This is a genomic window from Mycoplasma sp. CSL10166, assembly GCF_017116885.1.
Classification (GTDB): domain Bacteria; phylum Bacillota_I; class Bacilli_A; order Mycoplasmatales; family Metamycoplasmataceae; genus Mycoplasmopsis.
Map to the genome: position 1 here is coordinate 299,806 of NZ_JAFIRF010000001.1, position 22,376 is coordinate 322,181.

Annotated in this window: 22 protein-coding genes, 1 tRNA gene and 1 other RNA gene; 7 read left to right on the forward strand and 17 right to left on the reverse strand. The window is 25.1% G+C overall.

The features are described 5' to 3' along the window. Nucleotides 1–24 precede the first annotated feature (24 nt). Genes JXZ93_RS01270 through JXZ93_RS01290 form a run of 5 tightly spaced genes read right to left on the reverse strand, consistent with a single transcriptional unit; the run spans nt 25 to nt 4,822 of the window. Nucleotides 25–534, reverse strand: a complete 510-nt coding sequence (locus JXZ93_RS01270) for an adenine phosphoribosyltransferase (protein WP_205851940.1) — start codon at nt 532–534, stop codon at nt 25–27. A 23-nt stretch (nt 535–557) separates the two neighbouring features. Further along, on the reverse strand, nt 558–2,363 hold the full coding sequence (gene infB, locus JXZ93_RS01275) for a translation initiation factor IF-2 (protein WP_205852498.1): 1,806 nt from the start codon (nt 2,361–2,363) through the stop codon (nt 558–560). Continuing rightward, a complete protein-coding gene (locus tag JXZ93_RS01280) occupies nt 2,339–2,650 on the reverse strand; it encodes a YlxR family protein (protein WP_205852499.1) in 312 nt (103 codons plus the stop codon). Before JXZ93_RS01280 ends, infB begins: the two co-directional genes overlap by 25 nt. Then, the gene (locus tag JXZ93_RS04125; RefSeq protein ID WP_205852500.1) at nt 2,625–4,382 is read right to left on the reverse strand and encodes a NusA N-terminal domain-containing protein; all 1,758 of its coding nucleotides are present in this window, start codon (nt 4,380–4,382) and stop codon (nt 2,625–2,627) included. Before JXZ93_RS04125 ends, JXZ93_RS01280 begins: the two co-directional genes overlap by 26 nt. An 8-nt stretch (nt 4,383–4,390) precedes the next feature. Further along, entirely contained in the window at nt 4,391–4,822 is a 432-nt protein-coding gene (locus JXZ93_RS01290; protein ID WP_205851936.1) for a ribosome assembly cofactor RimP, read from the reverse strand. A 341-nt stretch (nt 4,823–5,163) separates the two neighbouring features. Between JXZ93_RS01290 and JXZ93_RS01295 the strand changes: the two genes are divergently transcribed. Continuing rightward, the gene (locus JXZ93_RS01295) at nt 5,164–6,255 is read left to right on the forward strand and encodes a M42 family metallopeptidase (RefSeq protein WP_205852501.1); all 1,092 of its coding nucleotides are present in this window, start codon (nt 5,164–5,166) and stop codon (nt 6,253–6,255) included. Between the two features lie 30 nt (nt 6,256–6,285). On the opposite strand, the gene JXZ93_RS01300 is transcribed toward JXZ93_RS01295, so the two are convergent. Continuing rightward, nucleotides 6,286–8,046: a hypothetical protein gene (locus JXZ93_RS01300; RefSeq protein WP_205852502.1), complete on the reverse strand. Its 1,761-nt coding sequence runs from the start codon at nt 8,044–8,046 to the stop codon at nt 6,286–6,288. 151 nt (nt 8,047–8,197) lie between these two features. Here JXZ93_RS01300 and ffs point away from each other — a divergent pair. From ffs to JXZ93_RS04135, 5 genes are all read left to right on the forward strand, one after another. Then, nucleotides 8,198–8,291, forward strand: an RNA gene (gene ffs, locus JXZ93_RS01305) — signal recognition particle sRNA small type. A gap of 11 nt (nt 8,292–8,302) precedes the next feature. Then, nucleotides 8,303–8,785 carry an NUDIX hydrolase gene (locus tag JXZ93_RS01310; RefSeq protein ID WP_205852503.1) on the forward strand — a complete coding sequence of 161 codons (483 nt, stop codon included), beginning with the start codon at nt 8,303–8,305 and terminating at the stop codon, nt 8,783–8,785. 46 nt (nt 8,786–8,831) lie between these two features. Continuing rightward, a tRNA-Arg gene (locus tag JXZ93_RS01315) sits at nt 8,832–8,908 on the forward strand. 95 nt (nt 8,909–9,003) lie between these two features. Continuing rightward, entirely contained in the window at nt 9,004–10,791 is a 1,788-nt protein-coding gene (locus tag JXZ93_RS04130) for an ABC transporter ATP-binding protein (protein ID WP_205852504.1), read from the forward strand. An 11-nt stretch (nt 10,792–10,802) separates the two neighbouring features. After that, nucleotides 10,803–12,749 (forward strand): ABC transporter ATP-binding protein, encoded by a 1,947-nt coding sequence (locus tag JXZ93_RS04135; protein WP_205852505.1) that lies wholly within the window; start codon nt 10,803–10,805, stop codon nt 12,747–12,749. Nucleotides 12,750–12,769: 20 nt separating this feature from the next. Here the strand turns inward: JXZ93_RS04135 and JXZ93_RS01330 are convergent, their stop codons facing one another. The 5 genes from JXZ93_RS01330 to JXZ93_RS01350 form a co-directional block, all read right to left on the reverse strand. Further along, nucleotides 12,770–13,237: a dihydrofolate reductase gene (locus JXZ93_RS01330; protein ID WP_205851930.1), complete on the reverse strand. Its 468-nt coding sequence runs from the start codon at nt 13,235–13,237 to the stop codon at nt 12,770–12,772. Next, the gene (locus JXZ93_RS01335) at nt 13,237–14,106 is read right to left on the reverse strand and encodes a thymidylate synthase (RefSeq protein WP_205852506.1); all 870 of its coding nucleotides are present in this window, start codon (nt 14,104–14,106) and stop codon (nt 13,237–13,239) included. The genes JXZ93_RS01330 and JXZ93_RS01335 overlap by 1 nt, the downstream gene beginning before the upstream one ends. Nucleotides 14,107–14,199: 93 nt before the next feature. Beyond that, on the reverse strand, nt 14,200–14,670 hold the full coding sequence (gene msrA, locus JXZ93_RS01340) for a peptide-methionine (S)-S-oxide reductase MsrA (RefSeq protein ID WP_205851928.1): 471 nt from the start codon (nt 14,668–14,670) through the stop codon (nt 14,200–14,202). 105 nt (nt 14,671–14,775) lie between these two features. Next, nucleotides 14,776–15,675, reverse strand: a complete 900-nt coding sequence (locus JXZ93_RS01345) for a hypothetical protein (protein ID WP_205852507.1) — start codon at nt 15,673–15,675, stop codon at nt 14,776–14,778. A 416-nt stretch (nt 15,676–16,091) separates the two neighbouring features. After that, nucleotides 16,092–16,820 (reverse strand): hypothetical protein, encoded by a 729-nt coding sequence (locus tag JXZ93_RS01350; protein WP_205852508.1) that lies wholly within the window; start codon nt 16,818–16,820, stop codon nt 16,092–16,094. 126 nt (nt 16,821–16,946) lie between these two features. Between JXZ93_RS01350 and JXZ93_RS04140 the strand changes: the two genes are divergently transcribed. Continuing rightward, nucleotides 16,947–18,674 (forward strand): GIY-YIG nuclease family protein, encoded by a 1,728-nt coding sequence (locus JXZ93_RS04140; protein WP_205851926.1) that lies wholly within the window; start codon nt 16,947–16,949, stop codon nt 18,672–18,674. Between the two features lie 47 nt (nt 18,675–18,721). Here the strand turns inward: JXZ93_RS04140 and nusG are convergent, their stop codons facing one another. The 6 genes from nusG to JXZ93_RS01385 are packed head-to-tail and all read right to left on the reverse strand — an operon-like array spanning nt 18,722 to nt 22,318. After that, nucleotides 18,722–19,324, reverse strand: coding sequence for a transcription termination/antitermination protein NusG (gene nusG / locus JXZ93_RS01360; RefSeq protein ID WP_205852509.1), 603 nt, complete (start codon nt 19,322–19,324; stop codon nt 18,722–18,724). Nucleotides 19,325–19,340: 16 nt separating this feature from the next. Continuing rightward, nucleotides 19,341–19,553 carry a preprotein translocase subunit SecE gene (gene secE, locus JXZ93_RS01365; protein ID WP_205851924.1) on the reverse strand — a complete coding sequence of 71 codons (213 nt, stop codon included), beginning with the start codon at nt 19,551–19,553 and terminating at the stop codon, nt 19,341–19,343. Then, nucleotides 19,554–19,703 carry a 50S ribosomal protein L33 gene (rpmG, locus tag JXZ93_RS01370; protein ID WP_205852510.1) on the reverse strand — a complete coding sequence of 50 codons (150 nt, stop codon included), beginning with the start codon at nt 19,701–19,703 and terminating at the stop codon, nt 19,554–19,556. It abuts the gene before it with no gap. Nucleotides 19,704–19,751: 48 nt separating this feature from the next. Then, on the reverse strand, nt 19,752–20,363 hold the full coding sequence (locus JXZ93_RS01375) for a hypothetical protein (RefSeq protein ID WP_205852511.1): 612 nt from the start codon (nt 20,361–20,363) through the stop codon (nt 19,752–19,754). Beyond that, complete coding sequence (rlmB, locus tag JXZ93_RS01380; RefSeq protein ID WP_205851921.1) at nt 20,356–21,057, reverse strand: 23S rRNA (guanosine(2251)-2'-O)-methyltransferase RlmB; 702 nt, start codon at nt 21,055–21,057, stop codon at nt 20,356–20,358. The genes JXZ93_RS01375 and rlmB overlap by 8 nt, the downstream gene beginning before the upstream one ends. Nucleotides 21,058–21,100: 43 nt before the next feature. Next, nucleotides 21,101–22,318 carry a class I tRNA ligase family protein gene (locus tag JXZ93_RS01385; RefSeq protein ID WP_205852512.1) on the reverse strand — a complete coding sequence of 406 codons (1,218 nt, stop codon included), beginning with the start codon at nt 22,316–22,318 and terminating at the stop codon, nt 21,101–21,103. Nucleotides 22,319–22,376: the final 58 nt, after the last annotated feature.

The following is a 22,376-nucleotide window of genomic DNA, read 5'->3' on the forward strand; positions in this document are numbered from 1 at the left end:
ACTGAGTCTTTTTTAATAAAATTTTTATACTTCAATCAATGAAATAACATCGATATTTTCTCCAATTAATTGTCTACCATTTAATTCTTTTAATTCTAGTAAGACAATAACTTTTGTCACTGTTACACCTTGAGATTCTAAAAGTTTAATAATAGCTTTTGTTGTTCCTCCGGTAGCAAGAACATCATCGATAATCACCGCTTTTTGACCACTTTTTACGAAACCTTTTTGTAATTCTAATTTATTACTTCCATATTCTAATTCGTATTCCATCGAAATAACTTCACCTGGTAATTTGTTTGGTTTTCTAACCATTATAAATGGTTTTTTTAGTATAGTGGCAGCTGGTGTTCCAAAAAGAAAACCTCTTGCGTCAGGACCGACAATAATATCTGCTTCTTTAGCGTGTTCTGCTATTTTAGTGATTGTGTAGTTTAGTGCTTCTCCGTCAGCTAACAAAGGAGAAATATCTTTAAAAATAATTCCTTCTTTTGGGAAGTTAGGGACGTCTCTAATTAATTTTTTAATTTCCATACTAATTAATTTTACCTTAATTTTTAATTTATTCTTACGTCTTCGTAAAATTCTAATACATCATCTTCTTCGATGTCGTTGTAGTTTTTGATATGAGTTCCAAAATCTTTTCCTTTTACAACTTCTTTGGTGTCATTTAATTCTCTTCTTAAACTATCTATAACACCTTCATGAATTAATTTACCTTTACGATAAACCTTAACTTTAGATTTTTCTTTTACTAAACCAGTATCCATCATTGCTCCTGCAATTTTACCAACTTTTGAGTAAAAGAACACTTTTATAATGTGAGCCTCACCTGTTTTACGTTCTTCATAGATAGGGGCTTTTTCTCCATCGAGCATTGCTTGGCAATCTTCTAAAATTTTATAAATAACGCTGTGTTCGATGATTGTAATATTTTGAGCAGCGGCATTTTGTTTGATTGTAGAAGGAGTCTTTAAATTAAAAACAAATATTATCGCATTTGATGCTTGTGCTAAAAGTAAATCACTACCACTAACATGACCTGCACTAGCTGCAATAACTTTTATAGTAGCTTCCTCGTTTTCCATGTTAGATAATTGTCCTTTTATAGCTTCACTTGTACCATGAACATCACTTTTAATAATTACATTTATAACTTTTTTACCTTCTGCATTTATTGCCTCTACATTTTTGTGATGCAATAAATCCATTTTATCGGCAAAAGCCTTTTCGTTAGCAAGTTTTTTAGCGAATTTTTCATCATTAAACCCGATAAATTTATCTCCTGCGTCAGGAGCATAATTTAACCCTGTAATAACCCCGGGTTGTCCTGGTTCAATTCTTTCGATTTCCAAACCATTTGCATTGGTTATTTTTCTGATTCTACCATATTTTGAACCCGCAACAATAAAATCACCTTTATATAAAGTACCATTTTCAACTATAACTGTTGATACGGCACCAGCACCTTTATCTATTTTAGATTCAATAACAGTACCTATTGGATATCTCTTAGGGTTTGCTTTAAGATCCAATAATTCTGTAAGTAATGTAATTTCATCAAATAAGTCTATCAAACCTTCTCCCTTAAGAGCTGAACCATATACTATTTGTACATCACCACCATATTCTGGTACTATAACTTCATGTTCCGCTAACTCACCTTTAAGTCTATCTAAATCTTTATTTGGTTTATCCATTTTGTTAACAAAAACTATCAAAGGAACGTTAGCAGCTTTAGCGTGTGTTATCGCTTCAACTGTTTGAGGCATAACTCCATCATCTGCTGCAACAACTAATATAATAATATCTGTGACTTTCGCACCACGGGCACGCATTTTTGTAAATGCTTCATGACCTGGTGTGTCCAAGAATGTTATTTTTTTATCTTTGTGTTTGATTTGATATGCACCAGTATGTTGTGTTATACCACTTGATTCAGTTTCAACAACATTTGTGTTTCTAATTTTGTCGATTAATGTTGTTTTACCATGGTCAACGTGCCCCATTACCGCTATTATAGGACTACGATTTATTAAATCTTCTTCTTTATCTTCGAAATTAACTTCATCTAAAAAGTTAGACCCGTCAATGTTAGTTTCTTTTTGAAAATCTAAATTATTTTCAAGACATAATTCAGCGATTTCTTCTTCATCTAAAATGTGATTTAAATTATACATTTTACCCGCCATGAAAAATTTCTTAATAATTTCGTTTGAATTAATTTTTGTCACTTCTGAAAAATCACTTATAGACATTTTACCTGTAAAAATAAATTTTCCATCTTTGATTTCGGTTTTTGTAGTTTGTAATTGTTGTTTAATGTCGTTAACATTACTTATTCTTTGTGTTTTTTTAGCCATAAAAAGACCTCCTTTAATTCTTGCTCTATTTCGAAGTAATTTTCTTTTGAAATATTGCTTTTAAAAACTCTATTTAAAGCTTTTGTTTTTTTGATTTTATTTCAGTTTTCCTCTGATGGTATAAAATATGCCCCACGCCCATTTAATTCTCTTTTTAAATCTAAAGTTGCATGATTATTATTTTTTAAATAATTAAATCTAATTAAATTTTTGATATCAACTATTTGATTTGTTATAATGCACTTTCTTGTAAAGTTATGATTAATTTTCTTCTTTTTCTCAATCATCGTTAAATTCACTTAAATCAAGATCTAAGCTTAAACCGCCATAACTCACTAAATCATTGTCAACGGTAAAATCTTTTATTTTTTTGTATTCTTCAATAACTTTTTTCTTATTTTTATTAGTGGTATCGTTTGTAGGTTTTCTTAAATTATCATCAATAAATTGAGTTTCTTCTTCGTTTGAATCAGAATCGGACATGTCTTGATCATAATATTTACCTAATTCGTTAACAAAATCATAAGAATCATTATTTTCTTCTTGAAATTCAGAAGTGTCTTCTAATTTTGACTCTAATTCAGAAAATACATCATCAAAATTAAATTGTTTATTTGATTTATCCGTTCTTTTTGTCTTTTTATTAGTTTCTTTTTCGTTAGTTGTTTCTTTGTCTTCCATAGATCTTGTAGATCTTAAAAATTCACTAACATCTTTATCAAACTCTTCAAATTTTAAATCTATATCTTTAAAATAGTTATTTGATCTAGATTTTTTATTTATATTCTTACTATCACCATGTGCAAATAATGGTTTATCATACTCCCTTGTTGGTTTATAACCTGATTGGTTAAATGGAATTTTTCTTTTTATAGCTTCATCAACAGGAATAATATTAATTATATTTTCAGTCAATTTTGAGGCTAAATCATTATTAATACCACGCTTACCTATTGCGATTGTTATATTATCAGCATCGACGATAGCAAAACATTTACCAGTTTTTTTATGAATTGCAACATCTATAATTTTTGCAGGAGATAATGCGTTTATGATATAATCTTTTCTATTTTCTGAATATCTAATGATATCTATTTTTTCTCCTAAAATGTTAGAAGCTGCAATAATTCTTTTTGCCCCTTCACCAAAAATAGAACCTATTATGTCAAAATCAAAAATTTTATCCGGATTTGGCATAACCGCAACTTTAGTTCTTAGACCTGGAGCTCTTTGAACTTTTTTGATTATAATATCGCCGTTAGCAATTTCAACAATGGTTTCTTTTAAAATATTTTCTACTTGTTGTGGTTTAATCATAGATACTTCTAAAACATTTAAAGTACTATCATAATTTACTTTTTCCAGAATAACCTTAACCGAAGAACCAGGGTGTAATTCTCTAATTCTTGTAGCCTTATTTCTATTTAAATGTGATGTATATACATTATTTTCATCATCTAATATTTCTACTAAAAAACCACCTTTTGGTAAAGCGTGTTTAATTTTACCATCAAACTCTTTTCCTATTTTATCACCAAACACCTCTCTAATTCTTTCTTTTTCCTTTGATTTTAATTCAGATTTAAAACCATTATTGATTGCTGTCTTTTGTCTTTGTGTTAGAGAATTAAAGCTAAATTCAATGCTTATGTTATCACCATATTTAACGTTAGGGTTTAATTTAATAGCATCTTGGTAATTCATGCTAATTAATCTTTGTTGGTCAAAATTTAAATCATTATTATCATCAAAATCAATTTCAAAATTTTCTTCTTCAACACTACCAGCGATGTTGTAAATAGTGATAGTTTTTTCTTCATGATTTGGTTCTCAAACTATTTGTGCATCTGGGTCGATGTCTCTTTCAAAAACTTTTTGAGTTTCGTTTCTAAAAAGTTCTAGAACTAAATCAAAATTAAAATGATGTTTATTTGCATAATTTTCTACTATTTCATATCAAATCTTTTTTTCTGAAATTAATTTAAGATCTTCTTTATTTTTTGTATCTTTTCTTGCCATATTTTCCTTTAATATTTAATATATAATTCAGCGTTTAAAATATCTTTTTTTTCAAATTCAATTTTTTTCAATTGTCCCTTTTTGTTTCAAGATGCTATAAAACTATCTAATCTATCTTCAAGTATTTTTACTACAAAAATATCTTGACCTAAATATGATTTTTTAAGTTTTAAAGTTACATCTTTATTAATGAATTTATCTAATTGATTAATGTCAACATTAGTATCAAAACCTTTAGATAAAACCTCTAAGTAGTGGTTATCGGTAAATCATTTTTGGCTTTCTAAAAATAATGATATTTTTTTAGAAAGCATTTCTACATCCTTGAGATTTGTGTGATTTACTGTAACTTCTAAAGTTGGCCCAAAATCATTTTGAATCATTTTAGCTTCTAAAATAATATCGCCAAATGCGTTTGTTAATATTTGTTTATAATCCATAAAACTCCTTTAAAATAACAAAGAGCTGTGCAATGCACAACTCCTTTTTTATTACATAACTAACTAGAAGTAATATTATTATATCATAAATAGAATATTTTGAAAAGTAAATGAAGCTTAATTAATTATGCAATATAGAGACTTTGAAATCAAAGTAGGTTGATCTTATTAAAATAAATGTGTAATTGTGAAAAAATACGCTTAAACCTATTTTGTTTTCAATCTCTCGTAATCTATTTTAATCTTTCTAGCAATTGCAAATTTTACTTATAAAGCTTAAATAAAGCTTAAAATTATTTAGCATATAAAAATAAAGTGTAAAATATATTAAAAGGAGAAAAATGGATAAAAAATACGAAAAATTAGCTCAAAGACTTAAAAAATATATGTCAATTGAAGCGATATCAAGATTTGAAGAACCAGTTGTTGATGAATTAAAATCAAACATTAAAAAAGGTGCTTTTAAAATTGAAAGAGACAAGATGGGCTCTGTAATTTTCTTTAAAAAATCTAAAAAAGAAGATGCACCAAAAGTGATGTTAGCTGCTCATATGGATGAAGTTGGTTATATGGTGAGAACAATTAAAGATAATGGTAATCTAATGGTTACACCAATTGGAGGAGTTTGAGCAAATACTGCTATAGGTACAAGAGCAGTTGTTGTTTCTTCTGAAACAAATCAAAGATTTGAAGGGGTTTTTGGACATACAAGCATTCATATTCAGACACCTGAAATGTATAAATCAGCGGTGAAAAATGATGATTTATATGTTGATTTAGGATTTAAATCAAAAGAAGAAGTTGAAAAAGCTAAAATTAATATCGGTGACAAAATTTTTATGACAGGAGAATACATAGAATTAGCAAATAATTTAGTTGGTGGTAAGGCTATGGACAATAGAGCAGGAGTAACTGTTTTAGAATTTGTTGCTAACAACATTGCCGATTTAGATTTAGATGCAGATGTTTATTTAGTTGGTACAGTTCAAGAAGAAGTTGGTACTCGTGGTGCTAAAACTTCAGTTTCAATAATTAATCCAGACGTAGCATTTGCTGTAGATACCGGAGCAGCTCACGATACAACAGGAGCAAAAGAAGGTACACCAGTTTTAGGTAAAGGTGTAAGTATTTTAGTAAAAGATTCTGGAACATTACCTGATCCAAAATTAATTAATTATTTAGACCTAATTTCAAAAGAAAAAGAAATTCCTACTTATAAATATGTAGCAGGAGGCGGTGGTACAGATGCCGCAGAATTGCAATTTGCTCCAGGGGGTGCGGCTGTAATGACTATTTCTATTCCTCAAAGATATCTACATAGTCCTATAGGTGTTGCTTCTTTACTAGATATACAAGCAACAATAGATTTAATGACAGAATTTATTAAGTCGTATTCTAAAGAAACTCACGAAGAAAAATTATCATACAAATAAAAATAAAAAACTCGCAATTTTGTGAGTTTTTTATTGATCTATTTTTATATTTATTTTAATTTTTTTAGTTTGTGTTTTATCAGAAGTTGTTTCATTTTCGGTTTTTATTTCATTCAATTTATTGATTATTGTTCTATTGTTTTCTTCGCTTAAAGAAAAGTAAAAGTCATATGTAAATTCACTAAAAAGAGCGTTTGGATCAACTTGTCCGAAAACATATTTTATATTTTTATTAAATAATATTTTTTCGAATGAATTTATGTCTAATGCCTCATTTTTTCTTATTGACGGTGAGAAAAATAAACTTAATTCATTAGTTTCATTATTGAATTCAACTTTTGTTATTTTCGGATTATACATCTCTATAGGTGCATATTTTGTTAATTCTAATACTTTATTTGTTAAATTGGTTTCTACGTTTTGAGGCTCAATTACATCTCTAAAAATTGGCATCAATTGTTCCAAACTCAATGAAATTTTAAAAAATGAATTTATGTTATCTGGTAAATAATCACTTAAATCTTTTTCGTTTTCTTCATTTTGGATTTCTTCAACTTTATCAAATTGATTTTTATTTGTTTTTGAATATCTTGTTATGAAAGTATCATCTATTCTACGTTTTGAAGCATTAATTACGCTGCTTTCATAAAAATCACTAGATACAAAATTGTTTACAATATAGTTTGAATCAATATATCTATTTTTAATTTCTTGAAGATTAATAAAATCATTGATTTCTTTAGAATTATTAGCTTTATTTATTAATTCTTCTTTAGAAATATTTAATGGATATAATTCAAAAGTTTTATTTTTGTTTGCTTCTATCCCTGATTCTATGTTAGATGTAGATGTTTCACTTGAACTTGGTTGATCGTTTGAAGTATCTTTTCCATTTCGATCAGAATTAGTAACAGGTACATTAATTTTTTTAATATTAAATGAGTTAGTTGAAATACTTCATATATTACTATTTTTATTAAATGTGTATTTTTCGCTTAAAGAATATTTAAAAATATCAAGCATTTCTTTACTAATATTTAAAATATTATTTTGAATTTGGTTATTAGTTTCATCGTTTGGTACATATTGTGGGTTTGAAATTTTGTCTATTATATTTTTTAAATTTAATTTATATTCATTAGCTTTAGATGTAAATAAATTGATTTGATTTTGAGTTTGCAAATCTAAATTTGAATATTTTTCCATTTTATCAACATATTTTCTTGCTTGGTTATTAATAGATTCTGTTAAAAATAAATTTAATATATATTTAAAATTTTCTTTTTCTTTATCTAAAATTAATTTTGATTCATTAGTATAAATCTCATCTTTAAGAGCTTGTTCTACAAAATCTGTTAAAAAATGTAAATAAAAATTGATTAAGCTATTCAATTTTTTAAAACCTTTATTTTCATCATTTTTAATTTCTGTAAAAGTTTTATTAAGATTATCTAGCAGTCCTGTACCTTTTTTTGTGTATTCAACTAAAAAATTATATTTATCTAAGTTTTCTTTCTTTAATTTTTCTGTTTTTTCTTCATTTTCTAAAAATATTTTTGCATCTTTTATAAACTTATCTTCTAAATCTACCGAAAATTTATTAAAGTATTTTTCAACTGGAATTGATATCGAAGATAATTCATCCATTAAATTAATATTTTCAACGGATGAATCTTGTTGTTTATTTTCATTTGTTTTATTATTTGTAGTGGCACAACTTGTACTTAATGTAATTAAGCTTGATAGTGCGAATGCATTTAATAAAAAATTGATTATCTTTTTCTTTTTCATAGTTTAAATTATATATTAATATGATTTATTTGTTTCTTTCATATTAAATATTTAAATTTATCAAAAAGAGTTATATTGTCAGTGCAAAAAAACAATTTTATTTAAATAGTTTCAAAACTTTTTATTTCAATTTAATAATTGGTGATATAATAATAGAGCCATCTAAACAATAACCCACTAACTTGGTCAGGACAGAAATGTAGCAGCCATATGAGGAAGTGTTGTGTTAGTTGGTCTTTTTTTACGGAGAGGTTTTATGGATGTTATTTTTGAAATTGAAAAAAATAAGAAATTTAAATTAAGAGTAGGAGCTATTTTAATACACAAAAATAAGTTATTGATTGCTTACGATGCAGAAAATAATTATTATCAATATTTACCCGGTGGAAAAGTAGGTTTTGGCGAAAGCTTCGAAGAGTGTATTAAACGTGAATTAAAAGAGGAGTTAAATTTAAATGTTAATTCCTTACAAGAATTTTGCTTATACCAAGGTTTTTTCTTCAATAAATATGTAAAAAAAGATTTTCATGAGGTTTCTATGTATTATTTAGTTGAATCTAATATAGAACCTTGATTTGAACAAGATGATGTTGTGTTTTATGAGGGTGATAGAAAATTAACATTTAAGTGAGTAAAGATTGAAAACCTAAATCAATACAACGTTTTACCTAAAAAAATTGTTGATAAAATAAAAAAAGGTGATTTTCGGTTTGATTTAATTTTAGAAAATAATTATTAAAAAATATTTTACTTTTAATGATAAATATGGTAGAATATTATTACGTGGTCGCGTAGCTCAGCAGGACAGAGCACGAGCCTTCTAAGCTTGTGGTCAGAGGTTCGAATCCTCTCGTGATCGCCATTTTTTTATACCTTTTTTTGTGTTTTTTTCAATATTAATTTATAATTTTAATCATTATTAAGATTAAAAAGTACATTTACTTAAAAGGAGTTAAAATGGTTAAAATGTTTAAAATATTACCTAGAAAAATAAAAATTGAGATGTTATTTTCTTTTATATTGATATTTTTGAATGTTGTAACAATGATGTTTGTTCCTATTTTAATATCACAAATATTACCCTTACTAATAGGGCAATCTGAAATTTATAGTGTTATAGTTTTTAAACATCCGATCTATACCTCTACTGATTACAAGTCAACGTTAACTTTTCTAATTTCTACAATTATTTCGTTAATATTTGCGTCTACATTTATTACTTTAATGTCTACATATACTTTGGTTTGAGCGGGAGAAAAAGCTTCTAATTTTTACAGAGATTCATTGTATAAAAAATTTCAAACTTTAAGTTTAAAAGATATTTCCGATATTACAATAGCTAGTTTGATTACAAGAATAAATGATGATGTAGCGATGTTCTGAGATTTTTTAGTTGGTGCAATAAGCATTTTGATTAAAGCTCCAATGTTTGTTATTATTGGTTTGGTATTTGCATTTACAACAGATTTACAATTAACATGATCTATATTAGCAGTAGTGCCTATATTACTTTTCTTTACATTTTTTATTTTCTTTAAAGTTGTTCCGATTATTAGAACCGGAAGAAAAAGACTAGACAATATAACTAATGCTGTTAGTGAAAATATTTTAGGTGCAAAATTAATTCGTGATTATAATTTACAGGAACAACAGTTAAATAAGTTCAAAAAAACAAACAATGAATGATTAACTAATATTAGAAAAGTTATGAAGTTTTTTACCTTAGGGCAACCGTTTTTCTTCTTTGTTGTTAATTTTGTTATTTTCTTAATATTTCTTACTTCGTTTTTTATTTTACAAAATAATCCAAACACAGATATTAAACAATTAATTGCCAAAATTAATACTTTTATAGAATTTGAATTCATGATTGCGCTAGGTTTAACAATGTTTAGTCAATTTTTTGGCGCATTTTTTAGAGCTAAAGTATCTTCTGGAAGAGTCATGCAAATTTTAAACTATAAGAGCGAAAAAATAAACGTATTAGATGGTATAAAACTAGAAGATAAACCTAATTATTCTCTAGAATTTAAAAATGTATCTTTTAAGTATTTTGAAGAATCAAAAGGTTGAGATTTAAAAAATGTTAGTTTTAAAATTGAAGAAGGAAAAACTTTAGGAATAATTGGGCCCACCGGATCAGGTAAGAGTACAATTGCTAATTTAATTGTTAATAATATGGAGTACTCCAACGGAAATATATTAATCGATGAAAAAGAATTGAAAGAAATTAACACTAATGATCTAAAAAAGAATGTAGGTATTGTTTATCAAAATGCTTTATTGTTTTCTGGAACAATCGAATCTAATATTAGATTTTCTAAAGAAGATGCTACGGATGGTGAGATTGATTATGCTTTAGAATTTTCTTGCTCTAAAGACTTTGTAAATTCTTTTGAAAAGCAATTACAACATGAAGTTTCACAACAAGGTAAAAATTTATCTGGAGGTCAAAAACAAAGATTATCTATTGCAAGAACATTATTAATTAAACCTAAAATTTTAGTTTTAGATGATTCTACAAGCGCTTTAGATAATTTAACAACAAAAACATTAATTAATAATATTTCTAGAAAAAATAGTTCAACAAATGTAATTATTTCACAAAAAATAACATCTATAAAAAACGCCGATAAAATTATAGTAATGGATAAGGGTGAAATAGTTGCGGAAGGTACACACAAATATTTAGTACAAAATTGTGAATGATATAGAGAAATAAGTCAAAATCAATTAGAACAATAGAAAGAGTCATAATGAAAGATATTAAAAAACAAAAAAATTATTACAAAAATTTAAAAAGACTTTTATCTTTTGTTAATAAAGATAAAAAAAGTTTTTATTTAGCTATGTTCTTCTCTTTTATTAATGCAATTTTTTATATTGGTGGTAGTTATTTAATCGGTTATATAGTTTCTAGTTTTTTTGAGCCACTTGGAAACGGTAAAACTTTTAGTGATTTTGAAACAACTAAGTTTTTTCTAATTTTATCAGTTCTAGTTTTATCATATTTAGTTTATGGAATATTTAGATATTCGGAACAATACATATATGCAAAAATTAGTTATCAAGCTTCCGCGAGATTAAGAAATGAAATTGTAGATAAATTAATTCATTTAGATATAAGTTTCTATGATAAGAATAAAACAGGTGATTTAATTTCTAATTTAGTTATTGATGCTAATAATATTGCTAACTCATTATTTCAACTTCTCTCACAACTTATTAGTGCTTTCTTTAATATTACTATTACTATAGTCATGATGTTTTTAGTTTCAACTGCTTTATCATTAATTATAATACCTATAACTCTAATTAGTTTTGGTATGGTATTCTTATTGATCAAGAAATCTCAACCTTATTTTATTAAAATGCAAATGATTTTTGGAGAATTAAATGCTTTTGTTGAAGAATCTCTCCAAAATACAAAAATTACAAATGCATTCAATAAGCAAGAACATTTATTTAATCAATTGACTGATATAACCAAAAGAATTCGTGATACGGCGTTCAAAGGTGACTTTATATCGAAAAGTTTTGATTCAATATACACTTTTTTAAGTAATTTTCTTATTTTAATTATTACTGGTATATCAGCTTATTTTTATTTTAGAGGAACAAATGTATTGGGCCTTCAAGGGTTCGGAGCGGATATAAATGGTCACGCAACAGCAGGCCTAATATTTACTTTTATTTCTATAAATTGAAACTTTTTAGGTCCGTTTCAAGCTTTAATGGGTGCTGTATTTAATATTCAAGTTGGTATAGCCTCAACAAATAGAATTTCAAAATTATTAGATGAACCTTTACCAAAAACTGATCATGAAATAATTAGGATTGTTAAAATAAGTTACAACGAAAACGTTAATGATTTTTTAGAATGTTCTAACGAAGATCCTTTTGGTTTTTTTGCATGAAAAATATACGATCCTAATATCGAAAAATATGTTTACAAATCTGTTAAAGGGAATGTTGAATTTAAAAACGTTTACTTTAGTTATGATCCGACTAAAAATAATAAATATCAACTCAAAAATGCTTCATTCAAAGTAGAGCAAGGTCAAAATATAGCTATTGTAGGACCTACCGGAGCAGGAAAAACTACAATTATAAATTTAATTAGCAAATATTATAACTATCAAAAAGGAAGTATTACAATTGACGGTTTTGAGCTAAAAAATATTAATAGAAAAGATTTAAAAAGAATTATGACTATTGTTTCACAAGATTCATTTTTATTCAATGAAACTATTTTAGATAATTTGAATATGTCTAATGAAGGAATTAATGAAAACAACATTAAAAAAGCAATTGAGATGACACAATCACAACATTTTATTGATTCATTACCTAAAGGCGTTAACACTTTAATCGAAAATAATGGACAAAATATATCTCAAGGTCAAAAGCAATTACTTTCAATAACTAGATCAATACTCTCTAACAAAAATATATTAATATTAGACGAAGCAACATCTAATATTGATTCTAATACTGAAATAATAGTTCAAAAATCAATGCTTAAATTAATGAAATATAAAACTTCATTTGTTATTGCTCATCGTTTAAGCACTATTAAAAATGCCGATTTAATATTAGTAGTTAATAACGGAGAAATAATAGAAACAGGAACACATAAGAGTTTAATTAACTCTAGAGGATTCTATTATGATATGTATACTTCACAATTTATTAATGATTAAAAATATAGATTTTCCCAAATCTATATTTTTTTTACTCATTTTTCTATGCTAAAAACATCTTTATCAATTGTTTCTATAAGTTCGTACATGGATAAGTCAAAGTTTAAAAAAACATCTCCGCTAAATTCTCCGTGAATTCTACTTATAATCAATTCATCTGCAAAATTATAAAATGATTCGTAAATACTTTTACCACCGGCTATAAAAAGTATTTGTGAATTATTTTTATAGTATTCAAATACTTTAAATAATTCACTTGTGTTATTAATGGTTACATCAGCATTAGGTATATTTTCTTCACTCAAAACATAAATTTTTCTATCTTTTAATCTATGCGGTAAACCTAAAAAAGTATTTTTACCAAATAACAGAGAATGATTAAGTGTAGTTGTTTTAAAATGATTTAATTCCTCTTTAATCCTTCAAGGTAATTTGTCTTTATTGCCTATTAAATTATTTTTATCAAGTGCAACTATTAATTTAATCATTATACAGCAACCTTTGCTTTTATCGCAGGTAAGTATTCATAATCTTCTAGTTTAATATCTTCTAAAGTAAAATCAAATATATTATCAATAGACTTATTTAAAACTAATTTAGGTAATTTTAAAGGTCTTCTACTTAATTGTTCATTTACTTGCTCAATATGGTTTGAATAAATGTGTGCGTCACCAATTGTGTGTATGAATTCTCCTACTTTTAAATTCGTAACATGTGCTACCATACTTAATAGTAATGAATATGAGGCTATATTGAATGGTACACCTAAAAATAAATCACCACTTCGTTGGTAAAGTTGTAATGATAATTCATCATTCTTATTTACATAAAATTGAAATAAAGTATGACAAGGTGGTAATGCCATATCTTTTACTTCTAAAGGATTTCATGCACTAACTATATGCCTTCTTGAATAAGGATTTTTCTTAATATCATTTATTAAATTTGAAATTTGATCTACACCAAGAAAATCTCTTCATTGCTTTCCGTACACCGGACCTAAATTTCCGTATTTTTTCGCAAATTTTTCATCTTCCTTTATTCTTTGGATAAATTCTTTTAAAGTTTCTCCCTTAAAATCATTAGATTTTTTAAAATCTTCATAAGGTCATTCGTTTCAAATGTTTACATTATTGTCTATTAAAAATTTAATGTTGGTATCACCTTTTAAAAATCATAATAGTTCGATAACTATTGCTTTTCAAGCCATTTTTTTAGTTGTTAAAAGAGGGAAACCTTCTTTAAGATTATATCTTGATTGGGTACCAAAATAACTTATAGTACCTGTATTAGTTCTATCGTCTTTATTTATTCCTTCTTTTTTAACTAGGTTTAAAAGTTCTAAATATTGTTTCATATTGCTCCTTGTAATAATTAATATGTATTCAATATTATAAATTAAAAAAATGATTTTATGTTAATTTCCATAAAATCATTTTTTAATAAAACATTAAAATTTAATGTGGCATACAACATTTGGATTTTTATCTGAGTAATCTTGATGATATTCTTCGGCTAGATAATAGTTATCTAACTTTTTAATTTCTGTTACAACTTCACCATCAATATCTTTTGAAAGTTTTTCAACAGTTTTTTTAATTATTTCTCCATCTTCTTGTGTTTCGAAATAAATGCCGTTTCTATATTGTGTTCCATGATCGGGACCTTGATAATTTAAAGCCGTTGGATCGATAACTTCAAATAATTTTTCTACTATTTGGGATAAACTTATATTTTCTTCATTGTAATATAATTCTAAAGTTTCGACTGCGTTAGTATCGCCTTGACACACTTGTTTATATGTTGGAGCTTCAACGTCTGAGTTAGCGTATCCTACAGTACTAAATTTTGTTCCTTTTATTGTTTTAAAATAACCTTGCACACCTCAAAAACATCCTCCAGCTAAATATATTCTTTTCATTTTTCCTCCTTTAATTTAGATAATATTTTACCATAAAAAAATAATGCAATATTTATATACTGCATTTCTTGTTTTTTTCAACTAACGTATACTTTTAGATTAAAATTATAAATCTATTATTTTTATTTTTGAAGAAAATGATTCGTTTGTTGTTTCTGAATTTATTTTTAATTCCTCTTTTTTGTTTTTATCCAAAATTCTTAGTTGCAATCCGCTAAATGTTACTGCTGATAGTTTTTTGTTATTTGCATTACTATAATAACTAACTTGAGGTGTTCATTTTATACGAATATATTTTGCTTTTGTTGGATTAAAATCTATATTAAAAATAGTTGCATTGGTTCCCTCGTACGCAAGAAATGAGTTTCCAATTAGCGAACGATATCCAATTGTTTCTTTATATCCTGACACAGGACCAAAATCTTGTAATTCAATTTTATTTTGATTTTGGACGTTGAAGAAATTTTTTCCGTCCATAGAATACTGAATATTTAGTTTACTAGGTAAAAATAATTCTGTTTGATTTTCTTGAGTTAATAAGAAATCAAATCATGAAAATTTTAAGGTATCAAACCATTCGCCTTCTTTGTTAACTGTTTTTAAAGTTATTTGGTTAATATCGTTTTCTTGGTTTGTATTGTTTCTGTCTAAATTACTTCAGAAGTTGTTTTGAGTTTTTCTTAATTTTTCAAATTGTCTTTGAAATATTTTATCTATTTTATCAGGGTTTGATTTGTTTGAGTTATCTTTATCGATAGTTACTTTTTGACTTCAATTATTTTCTTTTGTATTCAAATCATCACTTATTTTTGTACGATCATATTTTACAAAATTGAATTTAGCTTTATATTTTAAGTTTTTAAAATTTGAAGGATTTTCAACGTTTTCTAAAACACCATCTAAAATAATTTCCGATTTTTTATTCTTTTTAATAACACCATTATTATTTTTACTAAATATAATTTTATATTTACCACTAGGTAAAACGTTAGATTCATCTTTCAAATCGATAAAATAATTGTTATTTTCAATATTAAATATTGAATTTAACCTAATAACGTCAGTATAAACATTAAAACTTTGTGTAATTAATTTGTTATCTTCGTATTTTCTAAAACTATCTTTTGAAATTAAAGCTATTTTTTCTTCTGAAGTTTCTGAGTTTGAAGTTAATGTATATTTAATTTCAATGTTTTCTTCTTTTTTAGACGCCGATATAAAGTTAATTTGGAAATTATCTTTTTCAATTAAACCTATAATATTGTCTCGATTTAATTCTTCTTCAGTAATTGAATTGTATGTTTTATTTTTTGAATTTTTAAATTTAAAAGTTGCAAAACTATTATCAAAATTAATTGGTTTTCTAAAACTATCTTTTGAAATTAAAGCTATTTTTTCTTCTGAAGTTTCTGAGTTTGAAGTTAATGTATATTTAATTTCAATGTTTTCATCTTTTTTAGACGCCGATATAAAGTTAATTTGGAAATTAATTTAAAAGTTGCAAAACTATTATCAAAATTAATTGGTTTTCTAAAACTATCTTTTGAAATTAAAGCTATTTTTTCTTCTGAAGTTTCTGAGTTTGAAGTTAATGTATATTTAATTTCAATGTTTTCATCTTTTTTAGACGCCGATATAAAGTTAATTTGGAAATTATCTTTTTCAATTAAACCTATAATATTGTCTTGATTTAATTCTTCTTCAGCAATTGAATTGTATGTTTTATTTTTTGAATTTTTAAATTTAAAAGTTGCAAAACTATTATCAAAATTAATTGGTTTTCTAAAACTATCTTTTGAAATTAAGGATGTTTTTTCTTCTGAAACTTTATTATTGTAAGATATTCTATAAGTTACAATTATTCCGAGTTCGCTCTTTGTAGCACCAATAAATGTATATTTATATTTTGTGTCTATTTTTTTTAATAATATGTTTTCTTTGACTAAATCCAAATTATTTATTGAATTAAATGTTTTTTCTTTTGAGTTTGCAAATAAAAAATTTAGATTCATACTAGATAAAATATTTTTTTCTTTAAAATTATTGCTCTTAGAAATATATATTCCTGAAATCACAATGGACAAAAATGTTGATAAACTTAATGCAGCTGTCCCGATCGCAAAAAGTTTAAAAATCGATGTTCTCTTCATAACACGAGCAATTATAGTCTTTTTTGCCTAAAAACTAATTATTTTTTTAAGTAAAAATAAGTTTTAAAAAGTTAAATTAGTGTATTTGCGAATATAAATATGTAAATAAATGTACAATTATAATATATGATTAAAAAAGAAAATATAATTAATAAAATTTCTAAAGTTCCAAATACTTTTGGTGTTTATTTATGAAAAAAAGACAATGAAGTTATTTATGTCGGTAAGGCAAAAAAACTAAAAAATAGATTAATGCAATATTTCGGTGGCCATAATAATTCTTGATTAACTCCTAAAATGATTAATAGTATAACTGATTTTGATTATTTTTTAGCAAAAAACGAAAACGATGCATTTATTAAAGAACAGAAATTAATTAAAGAATATAATCCTAGATTTAATATAAAATTAGTAAATAAAAAAACTTATCCATATATTAATTTTAATGCCACAAAAAAGGATATTAAGATTCAAATCGGCGACAAAGACAATAACTCGTTGTATAGTTTTGGTCCTTTACCACCAAATACATACTTTAGTGACTTTGTTGATGTTTTAAAAGATATTTATTTATATAATCAAGGCCAAAAAATTTATTTTGATTCCGAAGAAAAAATAAAGCTAATTATTAATGATATAATCGATATTTTTAATAAAAAGTACTCTTACTTTAAAGCTTTAATTTCTCAAAGAGAAAAAGATTATAGTGAAAAACTTCAATTTGAAATAGCTAATAAATATTATAAGGCATCAAAATTTTTGGAAAAAATTAAAGAAAGACAAATTTCTGAAATTTCAAATGAGCACTCAATTGATTTTTTTGATTTTCAAAAAGTTAAATCGAAAGTTTTCATATCTATGTATTCATATAACTACGGATCATTAATTTATCACGAATATGAAAATAAAAATTGAGAAGGATTATTTGCAGAGTTTATTGAAAAATATTTATCTAATTTTTATAGTAAAAATAAGGTTCCGGTTCAAATAGTTTTAAACAAAGAAATGGAAAATTTAAATTTAGAATTAAATGATTTAATTTTGAAAAAAGTAAGATTTAGTAAGAAAGGAATCTTGTACCAAATTAGTGATTTATTAATGCTTAATAACAAAGAGAGTATAAATAAATATCTTGTTAAGCATCCTAATTTTCTAAATGATAACGAGATTGTTTGAGAAAAATTAAAAAATAATTTAGGATTATCAAATATAGAAAAAATCTTTATTTTTGACAATTCATTTCAAAATCATAATAAAAATGTAGTGGGTAGTGTTGTTGCTTTTGATATAAATGGGAAAATTACTAGAATGACAAAAACATATGATTTAACAAACATTGTAAAAAACATTAATAAACATTCTGATATTCAATATACCTACTATAATGCAATCTATTTTTTAGATAAAAATATATCCAAAATTAAAAATAATGATATTTTTATAGCAGATGGTTCAATGGCTCAAGTGAAAGAAATAAAAGAAGCTTTATTGAATTTTAATTTGCAAAATAATGTTTTTGGTCTCGTGAAAGATTCTAAACATAAAACTAAAAAAATAATTAATGATAAGAACATAATTTTAGATATAGATAACGAAATTTTTAATTTTTTGAGTAAAATACAAACTCAAGTAGATCAAAATGCTAAATATAGATATAATAAAGTAAAGAATAAAAATATGAAGTCTAGTGAAATTTTAAATATTAAAGGCATAGGTGAAAAAACACTTAAAAATATTTTGTCATATTTTAAAACTATTGAAAATTTAAAAAAATCTAACTATTCTGAATTAGAAAATCAATTTGGAAAGCGTATTGCAAAATTATTTGAAGAAGCAGATTTTTTTAAAAAATAAAACACTAATATTTTAATTAGGTTAACCTAAAATATTAGTGTTTTTTATTAATTATCTTCACTTAATCTCAATGAATCAATTTCAATGATTAATTCTGTGTTTTTACCAAACTTCTCAAAAACAACTGTTGCTTCTTTTCCTTTTTTATCAACTTTAATAACGGTTGCAATTTGTCCAATGTATGGTCCGCTTATTATCTCTACAATATCTCCGCTAATTAGACCAAAAACATCTTCTCCATCTTCGAATGATTTTATAGCTTCTTGTTCTCTTTTAAACATCCTTTTGATTTCAATATTGCTTACCGGTGTAGGCTTTGCCCCTTTTCTGGATGAACCTACTAAACCTGTTACATATTGAGTATTACGTACTAAGAACCATGCTGCATCAGTCATATGCATTCTTGCAAAAATATATCCAGGATATAAATTTATGTAGTTAATTTTATAATCTAATCCATTAAGTTTTTTTTGGTATTCTTTTTGAGATAAACTTGGTTTTTTAAAAATTCTAAATGCACCAGTTTCTCCAATTTCTTGATCAAAATATTCTTTAAGATCTTCTGCTATTATACGGTTATTTAGAGCTTCAACAACTTGTTCTTCTTTACCTCTCATTGTTGAAATCATATATCATTTCATTTCTTTCATAAATTCTCCTAGTTATTTATATCATTTCTAAAATTTTTGTAAATGCTAGTGTAACACCATAGACAAATAAAGCAAAAATAGCGGTAAAAATTATTATTCTAACAAAGTTTATTGTATTAGTTTTAGCGTCAGGTCATCTAACGCGTTTGACTTCTTTTATTGTTTTTCTTATTCAATATTTTTTATTTCTTAATTGTTTCAATGTTTTTTCTTCATTATTTTTTTTCATTTAGATTTCTTCCTTATGAAGTGTATGTTTTTTGCAATGAACACAATATTTTTTAACAATTAAACGTTCTAAATTCCCTAAACTTTTGTTAGTTATGTAGTTTTTTCTTCTGCATTCTTCGCACGCTAATGAAACTTTATTATTTTTCATATATGTATTTTACCATAAAACGTCTTTTTTAAGTCGGTTTAAAATTGATTAAATACTTTGACAAATATTATTGTATTTAATTCTTATGTTATTTATTATTTCTAATTGTTTACTTCTTGAATATCATGATTTATTTTTAATAGGCATATCTATATTGTTTATATATTCTTTTTCAATTTTATTTAATTTAGAGTAAAGTAATACAAGCAACTCTTTATAATGTCTATTCTCATTTGAATTTATATTATCTAAATAATCTAAATAATTTATTTTATTAAATAATTTTTGATAATTTATTAAGTGATTTCCAATGTAGTTATCAAATATATTTTGTCTACTTTTTAACTTACCTAAAGAATTAAGTGAATTAAATTTCAAACTATTTCAAAATTTATTTTCAAAAGGTATTTTGTCGTCATATTCTTTGAGCATTAGTTCGAAAGATTCAAATAATAATGTATTATATATTTCTTCTCAGCTAATGTTATAAGGCCTTGTCATCCGAAAAATCTTAGCACAAAAAATTTCTATATTTGAATAGTATATCTTTTGAAATTTAAATAATATTTCGTTTTTTGTTATATATTTTTTGTTTTGGTTAATTTTTAAAAATAAAATTACATACTTTGAAAGTTTATTGATTTCGATTTTCTTATCCATTTTTCTTATTGATTAAATCAAAAAGTATAATTCCTGTTGCTACAGATACGTTCAAAGATTGTACTGTTCCAAATTGATTAATATAGATGAATTCATCACTAACGGAAGCTACACTTTTTGAAATTCCAACTCCTTCGTTACCAACTACAATTACTGTTGGCCCATTATAATTTACTTTTGTGTGTGGAAATGCCTTTTCATTTAAAGTTGTTGAATAGATTCAATATCCATGTTTTTTAATTTTTGTTAAAGAAGCAGAAATACTATTTACCCTATAAAAATTAATTCCAATATAACCACCGGATGAAACTTTCAAAGCGGTACTATCTAATTGAGCCGCATTTGTTTTAGGTAAAATTATATCTTTAATTCCTGCTGCATTAGCAGTTCTTATTATTGCTCCTAAATTATGTGGATCTTGGATTTTATCTAATACAAGTACATTTTCTGGTTTATTCTTAATTAAATTGGTTAAATCGAAATAATTAATTCCTGGTAGTACAGCAATAAAACCTTGGTGATTTTCTTGAGTTAAACTATTTAAAAAAATATGGTCAACAATTTTAATGTTAACTCTGTGCTTATTAAAATATTTTAAATTCTCTTTTTTTGATATATAAATTAATTTAATTTTTTGATTATTATTATAAGCATCTATAACTGAGTTTTTACCACACACTAATAATTGTTCCATATTTTATATCCTCTTTTTTAATAATTTTTGTAGTTTTTTATTACTAAATTAGTTCGTTTTTAATCAATGTTTCTCTTACCTTGTCGGCATCAACAAAATTTTTGTTTCTTAAGTGCAACTGTCATTGATTATATAAGTCAACATAGTCTTTATAATTAAATTTAGAAATATCAAATTCTAAACTATCAAATATTTTCATAATTGTAGCCATGTAAATTTTTGAATTATTTTTATTAATCTCCTTGAATAATTCATTAAGAAGCTTATTGAATTTTGAAAAGTTTTTCTCAAAAATATAACTCATTGCTTGTTTAAATAAATCTTCATCATAATTTCTATCGATTTTATTTATTGTTGCTTCAAAAAATATTTTTTTAATTTTTTTCAAAAATAAAGAAGCGTTATTTAATAAGTTTTCATCTATATTAATCTCGCTTGTTAGGTTTGAAAGTAAAAAAATAACTTTCAAATGATCTGCAGAGTATGCTTCGATAAAATCTTTAGGTAAAATTACATTTTGAAGTGATTTAGACATTTTAATTCCGTTTATATTAATTTGACCCGTGCGAAGTCAATTTTTACTTAAGTCCTTACCTGTTATACTAAAAAACTGAATATTTTCGTTTTCGTGATGTGGGAATGTTAAGTCCATCCCACCACCGTGGAAATCAACGCCATTTTCTTTAAAATGCTTGTAAATTAACGCGACACATTCTGTATGTCAACCAGGTCTCCCCAATCCAAAAGGAGAATTGTATTTTACACCTATATTTGTGTCTTTTCATAACGCGAAATCGGCAGGAAAACGTTTTTGATGGTCACTATCTTCAAATTTCATTTTATCAATTTGTTGATTTGATACTTTTCCGTAATTTTCAATATTTTTATTAACGTCAAATCAAACATTTGAACCTATTTTATAAGCGCTTCCTTTGTCTATCATTTTTTGAATTAAATCATAAATTGTATCTAAATTTTTAGTTACATATTCTAAGTGTGTAATTGTGTTTACGTTAAGACTTTTTAAAATTTCTAAATAGTGTTTTGAATATTTTGTAGATATTTCGTCTTCTGTAGTATTTTCTTCGATTGCACGATTGATTATTTTATCATCAATATCAGTTATATTATGAATAAAACTAAATTCAATACCTAAATTTCTAGCAGCTTTTAATATTAAATCGTATGTTAATATTGGTCTAATATTACCAATATGAACATCGTTATAGACCGTTGGTCCGCAAACATAAATTTTTAACATATTTTTATTATATAATGTTTTCATAAAATGTATAATTAAAATACAATGTAGGAGGAAA